This is a genomic window from Paenibacillus sp. LHD-38, from assembly GCF_031157315.1.
Classification (GTDB): Bacteria; Bacillota; Bacilli; order Paenibacillales; family Paenibacillaceae; genus Pristimantibacillus.
In genome coordinates this window covers 1-12,932 of the sequence record NZ_JAVIFU010000002.1, presented here as the reverse complement: position 1 = coordinate 12,932, position 12,932 = coordinate 1, and the positions used below count along the sequence as shown (strand labels likewise).

The following is a 12,932-nucleotide window of genomic DNA, read 5'->3' as shown; positions in this document are numbered from 1 at the left end:
CTTGTTAGCCACTTTTCTGTTTGCAGGCGCATAAAAAAAGGAAGTGTATTCACATGAACGTATTATTTATCGGAGATATTGTAGGAAACGTAGGCAGAAGTGCTTTAAAACGAGTGCTTCCTGCACTTAAAAGTAAATATAATCCGCATATTATTATTGCGAATGGCGAGAATGCCGCTGCAGGCCGCGGAATAACAGCAACCATTGCTAAGGAATTTTTCGAATGGGGCATCCATGGCATCACAATGGGTAACCATACGTGGGATAATAAAGATATATTCGAGTGGATTGACGAGGAACCGCGTCTGGTACGTCCGGCGAATTATGCAGAAGGCGCTCCTGGTCAAGGTATGGCTTTTATTAAAGCCGCTGGAAAGCAGCTTGCTATCATCAATTTGCAGGGACGCACATTTTTGCCGCCAATTGATTGCCCTTTCCGCAAGGCGGACGAGTTGATCGAAGAAGCAAAAGAGCAGACGAACAATATTCTTGTTGATTTTCATGCGGAAGCGACTTCTGAGAAAATCGCAATGGGCTGGCATCTGGATGGCAGAGCCTCAATCGTGCTTGGAACACATACGCATGTCCAAACGAATGATGATACGATATTGCCCGGCGGGACAGCTTATATCACGGATGTTGGTATGGTAGGTCCTAAAGAAGGCGTGCTCGGCATGGAGCGAACTGCTGTTTTACATAAATTCATTACACAGCTGCCTGTCCGTTTTGTAGTGGATGAAGGAAAGTGGCATCTGCATGCGATTTCCGTTCAGATTGACGATGCAACGGGACAAGCGCGAAAAATTGAAAAAATACGCCTTACGGAAGATGAATGGCTTTTGATGTAACGCTTAGAATCTTTGAAAAGTTCCGACAATTCAGAACTGTTTGTGAATTAACGGAATAAAAGCAGGAATTTTTTAATCTCCCCCGAATACTATTTAAAAGTGGAATCCATCCAACAGTCCAAGGGGAGGTTCTTTTTATGGATGTATTAAAAGTTTCAGCAAAGTCCAATCCAAATTCCGTTGCAGGTGCGCTAGCTGGCGTTCTTCGTGAACGTGGTGGTGCGGAACTGCAAGCCATTGGAGCTGGTGCGTTAAACCAAGCAATCAAAGCCGTTGCGATTGCTAGAGGATTTGTCGCTCCCAGCGGGGTGGATTTAATTTGTATTCCGGCTTTTACTGACATTGTTATTGACGGGGAGGATCGAACAGCAATCAAATTGATTGTTGAACCTCGGTAGCAAGTCCAAGAGGCGGAAATGAATAAGCCAATTGGATAAAATGAAATGATTCGCCTGTTTACGTCGTAGACAGGTTTTTTTGCTGCGAGTCATACGAATGGTGAGGTGCGTCTATGAAAGTAATAGATTTTCATTGCGATGTGCTCTGCAAACTGCTAATTAATGAAAAACTTACTTTTCAAGCCAGCAAGCCTGGCAGTTTAGATGTTACATACGAGCGTTTAAAGGCAGCAGGGACGATTCTACAAACTTTTGCGATCTATATTCCGCAATCGATGAACGGGCGTTTAGAGCCTATTCTGGAAAGCGTGGATCGATTTCACCAAATGGTATTAACTTGCGAGGACATGATGTGGATTCGGACGGCTAAGGATTTGGACTTCTGTATAACAAATGGAAAAATTGGAGCGCTGTTGTCGCTTGAAGGTGTTGACGGTCTTCAAGGGCAAATGCCCCTGCTTCGCATATTGCATCAATTAGGAATCCGCGCTGCGGGATTAACTTGGAACCATGCTAACTGGGCTGCAGACGGCGCGATGGAGCCGAGAAACGGCGGATTAACGAGTTTAGGCAGATTATTAGTAGAAGAATGTAATAAATTGGATATACTATTAGATGTGTCCCATTTGTCAGAGCGTGCATTCTGGGACGTCGCTGAGCATTCGCAAAAACCGATCCTTGCATCACATTCTAACGCAAAGGAGATTTGTGATCACCCACGCAATTTGAATGATACACAGATTGAGAAGATTATTGCGAAGCAAGGCTTGATTGGCATAACGTTCGTGCCTTGGTTTGTATCGAGCTCAGAAGTTGTGCTCATCGATGATTTGCTGCGCCATATTGAGCATATCTGCGAGCTGGGCGGAGAATCCCATATCATGCTAGGCTCGGATTTTGACGGCATTGACCGATACATGCAGGACTTAACACATCCTGGTGAGCTTATCGCTCTTCAGGATGCGCTGTTGAAAAGGTATACTGAGAAGCAAACCGAACAATTTATGTCCGGCAACGCGCTGCGTTTTCTCCGAAAAAATCTTCCTTTTTCTTAAAAATGGTTCAATCTGTTTGCGGTATGGAATTGATCGAAACAAACTATGTTTCTGTTAAGCGTTTACATCTTGATTTTTGTAATGCTGCGCTTTAAAATTGTTGTGACTGTTATGACTTTTACGATATAATTACTTGACGATATTGAATATTTGCACGTTCTAGAAAAAGAGGAGTTGGGCATTTTGATTAGTCAATTGTCTTGGAAGATCGGGGGCCAACAAGGAGAAGGCGTAGAGAGTACGGACCGAATCTTTTCTACGGCGCTTAATCGTTTGGGCTATTATTTATATGGTTATCGGCATTTTTCATCGAGAATCAAAGGCGGACATACGAACAATAAAATTCGTATAAGCACGAAACCGATTCGTGCGATTTCCGATGATTTAGATATTCTAGTAGCATTCGATCAGGAAAGCATCGATTTGAATGCGAAGGAGCTGCGTCTTGGCGGCGTGATTGTTGCGGATGCGAAGTTCAATCCAACGATACCGGAAGGCATTAATGCAAGACTATTTTCGGTTCCGATTACGGCTATGGCCGAGGAGCTAGGCACATCCTTGATGAAAAACATGGTTGCGTCCGGAGCGTCATGGGCACTGCTTGGACTGCCGATTGAAGTATTCAATAAAGCGGTCGAAGAGGAATTCGGACGTAAAGGCGCGGCTATCGTTGAGAAAAATATCGAAGCGGTTAAACGCGGTGCCGAGTTCGTTCTTGAGCAAGCAGGCGGACCGCTCGACGAGTTCAAGCTTGACGCGGCTGACGGTCTGCAAAAAATGTTCATGATCGGCAATGAAGCAATTGGACTGGGCTCTATTGCGGCAGGCTGCCGCTTGATGGCTGCTTATCCGATTACGCCTGCTTCCGAGATTATGGAATATTTGATTAAGAAGCTGCCTAAATTCGGCGGTACTGTAGTGCAAACAGAGGATGAAATCGCGGCAGTTACGATGGCGATTGGAGCAAACTATGCCGGAGTTCGTACGATGACCGCATCGGCGGGCCCAGGTCTATCCCTCATGATGGAAGCAATCGGCTTGGCGGGCATGACAGAAACACCGCTTGTCATTGTGAATACGCAGCGGGGCGGTCCGTCAACGGGTCTTCCTACGAAACAAGAGCAATCCGATCTCAACGCTATGGTCTACGGTACGCACGGTGAAATTCCGAAGATCGTTATTGCGCCGGCATCTATCGAGGATTGCTTCTACGACACGTTAGAGTCTTTTAACCTCGCAGAGGAATATCAGGTACCGGTTATTTTGATGACGGATCTGCAGTTGTCTCTAGGCAAACAATCTTGCGAACCGCTCGATTATGAAAAGATAGAAATCAAACGCGGTAAGCTTGTCGAAAATGTGCCTGCGCTTGAAGGCCATGATTTATTTAAACGTTATGAGCTTACGGATGACGGCGTATCTCCACGTGTATTGCCGGGTGAAAAGGGCGGTCTGCATCATGTAACAGGTGTCGAGCATGATGAAACGGGACGTCCATCCGAAAACGCATTAAACCGTCAAAACATGATGGATAAACGTTTGAACAAGCTGAACGACATGTACATTCGCGATGCAATCCGAGTGGATGCTCCTCATGATACGCCAGATTTGCTCATTATTGGCATGGGATCCACAGGCGGCACAATTGACGAGGCGAGAAGCATGCTTATAGGTGATAGTATAACAACAAACCATATAACGATTCGTCAAATTCACCCGTTCCCAACGAAACCTCTGCTTCCTTACTTGCAAAAGGCGAAAAAAGTTGTTGTCATCGAAAACAATGCTACCGGACAGCTCGCTGCTCAAATTAAAATGAATGCCGGTTTCGCAGAAAAAATCGAGAGCTTGCTGAAATACGACGGTAATCCGTTCTTGCCTTCCGACATTCACAAAGCCTGCAAGGAGTTGAGTCTAGATGGCAACGTTCAAAGAGTTTAGAAATAATGTAAAACCTAACTGGTGCCCAGGCTGCGGAGATTTCTCTATTCAAGCAGCTATTCAACGGGCTGCAGCCAATGTAGGACTTGAGCCCGAGAATTTAGCGGTTATTTCCGGAATCGGCTGTTCAGGGCGAATTTCCGGTTATATTAACGCATACGGCTTCCACGGCATTCACGGACGAGTGCTTCCTATCGCGCAGGGCGTTAAGCTGGCTAACCGCGAGCTTACGGTCATTGCTTCAGGCGGTGACGGCGACGGCTTCGCTATTGGGATGGGCCATACGGTTCACGCCATTCGCCGTAACCTGAACGTGACGTATATTGTTATGGATAACCAAATTTATGGTTTAACAAAAGGTCAAACGTCACCGCGCAGCGCAGAGGGCTTCAAAACAAAATCGACGCCGGAAGGCTCGATCGAATCAACGCTTTCTCCGCTTGAAATCGCATTGTCTGCTGGTGCGACATTTGTAGCCCAATCGTTCTCGAGCGATTTGAAGCAGTTGACAAGGCTGATTGAAGAGGGGATCAATCATGAAGGCTTCTCTCTAATCAACGTATTCAGCCCATGCGTGACCTTCAACAAAATCAATACTTATGATTGGTTTAAAGAAAATATCGTCAATCTGGAACAATTCCCGGATTACGATCCAACGAATCGCGTGCAAGCGATGAATAAGATCATGGAAACAAACGGCATGCTAACTGGTCTTATTTATCAAAACAAAACACGTAAGTCTTACGAGGATCTCGTTACGGGCTTCAAGGCGGAAGGCTTGGCCAAGCAAAATATCAAGATTACCCCAGAGGAATTCGAGAAGCTTGTTGCCGAATTTAAATAAGTGGTATGATGAGCATGCGGCTGAACAGCCGTATGCTTTTTCTTTCGAAGGTTGAGGAAAAACGTTCATTATATAGCAGGAGAGTGACAACATGATACATAAAGAAGTTCCAATCGGAGTATCTGCCAGACATATTCACTTATCACAGGAGCATGTCGAGCTGCTGTTCGGTGCTGGCTACGAGTTAACGGAAATGAAGCCATTGTCTCAGCCCGGCCAATATGCAGCCAATGAAACCGTTGCTGTTGTTGGACCGAAGGGCAGTTTTGCGAAGGTTAGAATCTTGGGTCCGACACGAAAACAGACTCAGCTTGAAGTTTCTCGTACAGATGCATTCGCGCTTGGCGTAAATCCTCCCGTTAGGGAATCTGGTGACACAAAGAGCTCAGCGGGCATCAAGCTTCAGGGGCCTGCAGGTGAGGTTGTCATTGAGGAAGGCGTTATTGTTGCTGCTCGGCATATTCATTTCCACACAAGCGATGCTGAGCGCTTTGGCATCGCGGACAAGCAGTCGCTTCGGGTACGTTTTGCAGGCGAGCGCGGTGTCATTTTCGAAAATGTAGTTGCACGCGTATCTGATCAATTCGCGCTTGATATGCATATCGATACTGATGAAGCGAACGCGGCAGGCGTGAAGAACGGAGATAAAGCTGAAATTATAGATTAGGCCTTGAACAAGGGTAAAAGGTTGTCACCGTCCTCTATGGCAAATGAAGTCGCTTATGGAGGTATATAAAGAGACAGCTTCCATTTCGTCAATGACGACCTGGAAGCTGCCTTTTTTTATATATAAGAATTTATATGTTTTCACATATAAATGTGCTTATATATCTCCGCGAAACGACTGCTTTTGCCACAGAGGACGGCGACAGCCGTTTACGCTTGAGATCCTTATAAGTAAAATTGAATTTAGTGACCCATCATCATGGAAACTTCAGGCTTTTCATCCGGGCTTGTGCCTACCTCTTGCTTCGGTCTGCGCAGCAATAAGGCAACGATCGCACCGATGATAGAAATAGAAGCTAGAATGAAAAACGTATCCCCATAAGAAGAATAGACGACATTCGGTCCTGGATTAGTCGTACCGTAGTGCTCTATTCTGCTTGCGAGTATGGTTGACAATCCTGCGATCGCAAAAGAGGTCATAACCTGCTGTGCGGCTGCAGTAAGCGAAGTAACGCGGCTTACCAGCTCTTTTGGAGCGGATTGCATGATGTGCGTGTTAAGTGGCATCATCGATAAGCCCATACCTGCGCCAAGCATAGCAATCGGAATCATTAGTGTAAGAAGGGTTGTTTCTGCTGAAATTTGGCTTAAGATGAAGCCTGCGACGGTAACAATGGCTAAGCCTGTAATGACTATAGGCCGCGCTCCGAAACGGTCAAACAGCTTGCCGCCGATCGGCATGAATATACCAGCTGCAAGAGCCTGCGGCAGCAAAATTAGACCGGTGTCAAACGCCGAGTAGCCTTTGGCGATTTGTAAGAAAATAGGTATTAGGAATAATGTTCCGAACAAAGCGATTTGAACGATCCATTGCAGTATGATGCCGCGCGTGAAATTGCTTGATTTGAAAACACGCAGTTCAAGCAATGGTTCTTTACGGCTCAGCTCAACGATAATAAAGATAATAAGAGCGATGCCGCCTACAATCATGCCGATCAGAGCCTCAGGCGAGGTCCAACCGCTGCCTGCGCCGCCCTCGCCGCCTGCGGAGCTTACACCGTAAGCGAGCATAGCGAATGCAAGAGGAGCAAAAATCATGCCTAAGAAATCAAGGGAAGGCACGCGTTTGCGTTCAACCTTAGGAAGAGTGCGAATGCCTACGATAACGGCAATAACGCCAATTGGAAGGTTAATGATAAAAATCCAGTGCCACGATACATAATCAACAAGCCAGCCTGCCACGACAGGTCCTAATGCAGGAGCTAGAAGCATCGGAATACCGATCATACCCATAACAGCCCCTTGCTTGCCTGGAGGGCTGAGTCTAAAAGTAAAGGCCATTGCAATTGGAGCAACCATACCGCCGCCAAGACCTTGAATGATTCGGAATACAATAAGCTGCTCGGCAGTTGTTGCGAGAGCGCAAAGTCCAGAGCCGATCGTAAACATAATGATGGAGAACAAGAAAATTTGCTTGGCTCCGAAACGATCAGACATCCATCCCGCTAATGGAATAACAGCGGCTTGTGCAAGTGCATAGCCCGTTATCGTCCATTGCACGAGAGACATTGAGCTTTTGAAATCAGCCATCAAGCCCGGCATAGCTACATTCATTGCTGTACCATCCAAGATGACCATAAACATACCGACAATGATGGCGAGTAGCGGGGGGAGAATATTGCGAATCGACATGGGATCGCCAGTGGGTGCTGCTTTTTGTGATGTTGAAGCCATTTCATTTCCTCCTATCTCTTCTATAGGGGTCTATTCTTCCTTTTGTTGACCTGTCCTAACGAATCAGGCTACAATAAAAGATGACCGCATCTATGTGCGGACAATTGTCCGCACTACTGAATAATAAAGACGATTTGAGCAATTGTCAATCGTTTCATTTGTAAAGCGGGAAAAGGAGACAGGAACGATGACTGCACCAGAAAACGGCAGAACGAAACAAGCATTGAGCAAAGCAATCCTGCATACAGCCAATCACTTGTTTACGGAGCATGGGGTAGAATCGGTCAGCATGCATCAAATCGCCAAATCGGTAGGCATTGGACAAGGCACCCTTTATCGTCGGTATTCAAACAAAGGCGAATTGTGTATGGATATGATGAAAGAAAACTTCGAGGTTTTCATCAAAGAGATCGATGACATTTTAAAAACGGGAACACAGCTTTCTGTACAAGTGCGATTAAGCATAGTGATGCGCAAGATTATAGCATTTATTGATCATAAATCGGAATGGCTGGGCGTTCTGCATACCTACAAAAAAATGGAGGATGATAAATCCGATTTTTTTCAATCACCGCCATATGTATTTCTGCATCATACGATCAGCGAGCTTTTTAAAGAAGCTATCGAAAAGGAACAAATTAAATCCGTTGATCCGGCCTATGCGGCTCATTCATTAATCTCAATACACTCGCCGCATACTTTCAATCATCTTAAATATGCAATGGGATATACTTGTGAAGAAATTCAGGACCGATTTTGTTTGACCTTTATTGACCCTCTATTCCGTTAACTGGTATAATACTGAATTGGGCTATACAAGCGTACGAGGCAACTATTAGTACCCATAAGGAAGTGAATCGGCATTGACGAAGGATAGTAACCAGCTCGCTTCGGACAAGAAGCAAAACCAACTTAAGGATTACTCCAAATATTTTGATTTTAGCGATGCAAAAGTGATAGACCAAGACGAGAATTCAACGACCTACCGCATTAAAGGAAGGATCGTCAATATAAATGCTGCACCCAGCCATAAGGATGAGAAGAAACGCGGCAAAGAGGATATCGAGGTGCATTATGACTTCGCGATACCAGACGAGCTGCGGACGATGGGCGTTGGCAAGCATTATTTGATTCAAACGTACGGCTGCCAAATGAACGAGCATGACACCGAGGTTATGAAGGGCATGTTCGAAGAGATGGGGTATACCGCTACGGAGGATCGCAAGCTTGCGGATGTGATTCTACTAAATACATGCGCAATCCGTGAAAACGCGGAGGATAAAGTGTTTGGCGAGCTTGGCCACCTGAAGACGCTGAAAACCGAAAAGCCGGATCTGCTGCTAGGCGTTTGCGGCTGTATGTCCCAAGAGGAATCGGTTGTCGGGCGTATTTTGCAAAAGCATGCTTTTGTCGATATGATCTTTGGAACGCATAATATTCATAGGCTGCCCTATTTGCTGCAGAACGCTTATTTCAGCAAAGAGCTTGTCGTTGAAGTATGGTCCAAGGAAGGCGATATTATTGAAAATATGCCTAAGAAACGCGAAGGAATGCGTGCTTGGGTTAATATTATGTATGGCTGCGATAAGTTTTGCACATACTGCATCGTTCCATACACACGAGGCAAGGAGCGCAGCAGGCGGCCTGAGGACGTTATTGCTGAAGTGCGCGAACTGGCCAGACAGGGCTTTAAAGAAATTACGCTGCTTGGACAGAACGTTAATGCGTACGGAAAGGATTTTGAGGACATCAGCTACCGCTTTGGCGATCTGATGTTTGACATGTCCAAAATCGATATTCCGCGTATCCGTTTTATGACGAGCCATCCGCGTGATTTCGACGATCATTTAATTGAAGTGCTTGGCACGGGCGGCAACCTGGTGGAGCATATCCATTTGCCCGTTCAATCCGGCAGCACTGAAATATTGAAACGAATGAGCCGCAAGTATACGCGTGAAATGTATTTGGAGCTTGTTGAAAAAATTAAAAAAGCGATACCGACCGCGATGCTGACTTCGGATATAATCGTTGGTTTCCCAGGTGAAACAGATGAGCAATTTGAAGATACGATGACGCTAGTTAAGGAAGTCGGATTTGATTCAGCATACACTTTCTTATATTCTCCGCGTGAAGGAACTCCTGCCGCCGGCATGGAGGACAATGTTCCGCTAGAGGTGAAAAAGGCGCGCCTGCAGCGTCTAAACGCACAGCTCGCGGCTAATGCGAGAGAAAAGAATGAGCAGTTGATAGGTCAAATTGTTGAGGTGCTCATTGAAGGCGAGAGCAAGAACAATGCGAGCACCCTTTCGGGACGCACGCGCACGAATAAATTAGTACATTTGGAAGGTCCCAAGGAATGGATCGGACAATTCGTCATGGCTAAGGTAACAGAAGCTCAAACCTGGTATATCAAAGCCGAATCTGTAGAACAGAGCGCACAAGAAGCCGTTAGCTAACGGGAAAACAGGAGAGATGACAAATGGCAGAGCAGCATACAGCAGAAAATCAAGCAGCGCATTGCGATCATGATCACGGGGAAGGCTGCGGAATTCCAAGCTTCCATACCCGCGATTTAATCGTTCGTGAGGATATTTCGAAAAAAGCGAAAGAGTTGGCCAATTTGATTTTCACATCGGAGGAAGTACAGCACTATCGCCGCGCGGAGCAGCAAATCAATGGCAATGAGCGCGTACAGCAGCTTATTACGAAGATTAAGAAAAAACAAAAGGAAGTTGTGGCATTCGAAACGACTTTCAAAAACGCGGATATGGTTAAAAAAATTGAAGGCGAAATGGAAACGCTGCAGGATGAGCTTGACGGCATTCCAATTGTCTCTGAATTCCAGCAAAGCCAAACGGATATCAACTACTTGCTGCAGCTCGTCATATCCATTGTACGCGACACGGTTTCCGAGAAGATCAGCGTAGAGGATGCATCGGAGCCGGCTCCAGAAGAATGCAGCGACTAAGCGAAGCGATAAACAACAAATAGAGCACAAATCAGAAGCGCTTGCCGAATAGGACAGGCGCTTTTTGACATGTTTACTCAGCATTAAGAAAGCACTTGACTTCAGTGATAACGTAAAAAACCGCTTATTCCTTGATGAAGATCAAAGAAGGAATAAGCGGTTTTTCTATCGATTATGGTGTATTTTAAGCTTTATAGGATGTTTGCTGCCTGCTGAGGCTGGCGGTTGACGAGCGAATGTATACGATGTAAGGTGTTAAAGAGACGGCAAGAATCGCACCTACAAGTGATTTCAACGCATCGCCGATAATGAACGGATAAAAACCGACTGTCATTGCTTTCTGGAATGAAAAATCGAGAACGTGCATAAGCCACGGAATCCCTGTTACATAAGCGCTTAATGAGCTGAACAACTCGAAAATAACGAAAAAAGCGATAAATGCGATCATTTTATTTCCTTTTGAGACCGAGCTGCGAAGATATGCTCCTACCGCTAGGCTGACTAAAAGCGCACAAAACGGAAAAGCGAAGATAAAGCCGCCGGTATGGCCGATGAGATGTGTAATTCCGCCTGCGCCGCTGAACAAAGGCAAGCCAAAAGCGGCAAGAACAATGACAACAAATATACTCAAAAATGCGTTGCGCGGCGTTTGGAAAAGGCCGGCTAATATAACGGCCAATGTTTGAAGGGTAATTGGAACAAACGAGCCTCCAAACTTAATTGTAAGTGAACTCATGATGATAAAAAGTGCTGCGAATAAGGCGATAAATACAAGCGATCGAATATTATTGCTTTGCATGGTGATAACGACTCCTTTATGTAGTTGTGGTTTTATTGTTAACCATTTATATTTAAGTGAGGTTAACAAATCGAATTGTAGCATAGTCAATCGTTTTGGGGAAGAGGCTGGGTGAATAAAGTTGAACCATGTGTATCAAATCGAATTAAAGCAAATAACAGTGACGCCGCCAACGCTGTTAGATGGACAAATGCTGCAGCCAATCGTAAAGGATGTGTCTCTTTCCATCAGGCAGGGGGAGTGGATTTCGCTCTTAGGCCGTAACGGAAGCGGGAAAAGTACTGTTGCAAAAGTTGCTGCTGGTTACCGTATTGCAGGTGTCACTGGCCAAGTGTTACGCAGCATTGAGACTGCAGCGCTAGGCAAGCCGATCCCCATAGTCATGCAGCAGCCCGAAGCTGCGATGATCGGGGCGACCCCTTGGGAGGATGTCGTGCTTATGCTTGAGCAGAATGGGCTGGAGACGCTGGACATACCTTATGAAGCAGAGTGTGCGCTGAGGAATGTGGGCATGGGCGAGCGGCTTCACCAGCCGATTGAAACCTTTTCCGGGGGACAGAAGCAGCTTGTTGCTATAGCTGGTTGTTTGGCAGCGAAAACACCTATACTGGTGCTTGATGAAGTGACGGCTATGCTGGATCCCGAGTCTGCGAGCTCCGTGTTGGAACAGGTAAGAAGCCTGCAGCAGTCGGGAGTGACGGTTATTTGGATCACACAGAAGCTGGAAGAGCTGCGGCCAGGCGATCGGATCATTGCGATGGACGAGGGAACTATTTTGTTTGATGGGCAAGCCGAATCTTGGTTTGTCAGATCCAAAGCGGGAGTGAATGACAGCTTATGCGAGAAGCATGGCTTTGAGGCTCCATATGCGGCGCAGGTAGCTTGGGAGCTGGATACACAAGGCGTTCGATTGAGACCATTTCCCTTCACCGCGAACATGTTGGCAGAGGCGGTGAAGCGCTATGAAATCTGATTGGAAGCTTACCGGCGTATCCGTAGTCGCCGAAGGTAATGATAAAAAAGAGCTGCTTAAAGATATTAATATGTTTATTAATGCTGGCGAAATTACGCTGTTAATCGGCTGCAATGGAGCTGGTAAATCCACGCTTCTAGAGACGATGGCAGGTATTCGGAAGGTAGAGGAGGGCAACATCGAGCTCGGCGATGAAGACCTTTGGATAAAAGGAAAAAGACGAAAACAGATAAACCGAAATGTGGCGCTCAAGTATGGCATAGCCATGCAAAGCTCTGAATCGCAGTGGTTTGCTGCGACAGTACGGGACGAGCTTTTGTATTCACTTAAGCCTTACGGACTGGATGAGGCAAGCGCCGTGAAGAGGATTGAGCATGCATTAGCAGAGGTTGGATTGCCGCTGGAGACAATGGAGCGTGATCCCTGGACGCTCAGCGGCGGGCAGCAGCGACGGCTATCAATCGCCTGCTTGCTGGCGTGTCAGCCGGAATGGTTGCTGCTCGACGAGCCGACGGCGGGTCTGGACGCCGTCGGTATCCGCCGCCTGTACGCGGTGCTCGAAGCGCATAGGGCGGCGGGGCGCGGAGCGGTCGTAGCCACGCACGACCTCGACGCGCTGCTGCCGCTGGCGGACGCGGTCGCCGTGGTTAGCGGCGGCACGGTCCGCGCAGCGGCGCCTGCGGCGGCGATCGCGCATGCCGCCGCT

13 protein-coding genes are annotated in these 12,932 nt (G+C 46.7%); 11 read left to right on the top strand and 2 right to left on the bottom strand.

The features are described from left to right. Positions 1-53 precede the first annotated feature (53 nt). From RCO25_RS02045 to pduL, 6 genes are all read left to right on the top strand, one after another. Positions 54-848, top strand: a complete 795-nt coding sequence (locus RCO25_RS02045; protein ID WP_308994492.1) for a TIGR00282 family metallophosphoesterase — start codon at positions 54-56, stop codon at positions 846-848. Between the two features lie 137 nt (positions 849-985). Continuing rightward, the gene (locus RCO25_RS02040; protein WP_006036664.1) at positions 986-1,246 is read left to right on the top strand and encodes a stage V sporulation protein S; all 261 of its coding nucleotides are present in this window, start codon (positions 986-988) and stop codon (positions 1,244-1,246) included. Positions 1,247-1,359: 113 nt separating this feature from the next. Then, the gene (locus tag RCO25_RS02035; RefSeq protein WP_308994491.1) at positions 1,360-2,301 is read left to right on the top strand and encodes a dipeptidase; all 942 of its coding nucleotides are present in this window, start codon (positions 1,360-1,362) and stop codon (positions 2,299-2,301) included. Positions 2,302-2,484: 183 nt separating this feature from the next. After that, positions 2,485-4,242: a 2-oxoacid:acceptor oxidoreductase subunit alpha gene (locus RCO25_RS02030; protein ID WP_308994490.1), complete on the top strand. Its 1,758-nt coding sequence runs from the start codon at positions 2,485-2,487 to the stop codon at positions 4,240-4,242. Continuing rightward, positions 4,220-5,086 (top strand): 2-oxoacid:ferredoxin oxidoreductase subunit beta, encoded by an 867-nt coding sequence (locus RCO25_RS02025; protein WP_308994489.1) that lies wholly within the window; start codon positions 4,220-4,222, stop codon positions 5,084-5,086. The genes RCO25_RS02030 and RCO25_RS02025 overlap by 23 nt, the downstream gene beginning before the upstream one ends. A 91-nt stretch (positions 5,087-5,177) precedes the next feature. Continuing rightward, complete coding sequence (gene pduL / locus RCO25_RS02020; protein ID WP_308994488.1) at positions 5,178-5,753, top strand: phosphate propanoyltransferase; 576 nt, start codon at positions 5,178-5,180, stop codon at positions 5,751-5,753. Positions 5,754-5,995: 242 nt separating this feature from the next. Here the strand turns inward: pduL and RCO25_RS02015 are convergent, their stop codons facing one another. Next, on the bottom strand, positions 5,996-7,486 hold the full coding sequence (locus RCO25_RS02015) for an MDR family MFS transporter (protein WP_308994487.1): 1,491 nt from the start codon (positions 7,484-7,486) through the stop codon (positions 5,996-5,998). Positions 7,487-7,673: 187 nt separating this feature from the next. Between RCO25_RS02015 and RCO25_RS02010 the strand changes: the two genes are divergently transcribed. The 3 genes from RCO25_RS02010 to RCO25_RS02000 all read left to right on the top strand — a co-directional run bounded on the left by RCO25_RS02010 (position 7,674) and on the right by RCO25_RS02000 (position 10,454). Further along, positions 7,674-8,276, top strand: coding sequence for a TetR/AcrR family transcriptional regulator (locus RCO25_RS02010; protein WP_308994486.1), 603 nt, complete (start codon positions 7,674-7,676; stop codon positions 8,274-8,276). Positions 8,277-8,349: 73 nt separating this feature from the next. Continuing rightward, complete coding sequence (miaB, locus tag RCO25_RS02005) at positions 8,350-9,942, top strand: tRNA (N6-isopentenyl adenosine(37)-C2)-methylthiotransferase MiaB (protein ID WP_308994485.1); 1,593 nt, start codon at positions 8,350-8,352, stop codon at positions 9,940-9,942. 23 nt (positions 9,943-9,965) lie between these two features. Further along, positions 9,966-10,454, top strand: a complete 489-nt coding sequence (locus RCO25_RS02000) for a YlbF/YmcA family competence regulator (protein ID WP_308994484.1) — start codon at positions 9,966-9,968, stop codon at positions 10,452-10,454. Between the two features lie 184 nt (positions 10,455-10,638). Here RCO25_RS02000 and RCO25_RS01995 read toward each other — a convergent pair whose 3' ends face one another. After that, positions 10,639-11,253 (bottom strand): biotin transporter BioY, encoded by a 615-nt coding sequence (locus RCO25_RS01995; protein ID WP_308994483.1) that lies wholly within the window; start codon positions 11,251-11,253, stop codon positions 10,639-10,641. Positions 11,254-11,383: 130 nt separating this feature from the next. On the opposite strand from RCO25_RS01995, the gene RCO25_RS01990 reads away from it, so the two are divergent. Next, positions 11,384-12,226, top strand: a complete 843-nt coding sequence (locus RCO25_RS01990) for an ABC transporter ATP-binding protein (protein ID WP_308994724.1) — start codon at positions 11,384-11,386, stop codon at positions 12,224-12,226. Beyond that, a partial coding sequence (locus RCO25_RS01985; RefSeq protein ID WP_308994482.1) for an ABC transporter ATP-binding protein occupies positions 12,216-12,932 on the top strand: 717 nt, incomplete at its 3' end. The genes RCO25_RS01990 and RCO25_RS01985, both read left to right, overlap by 11 nt.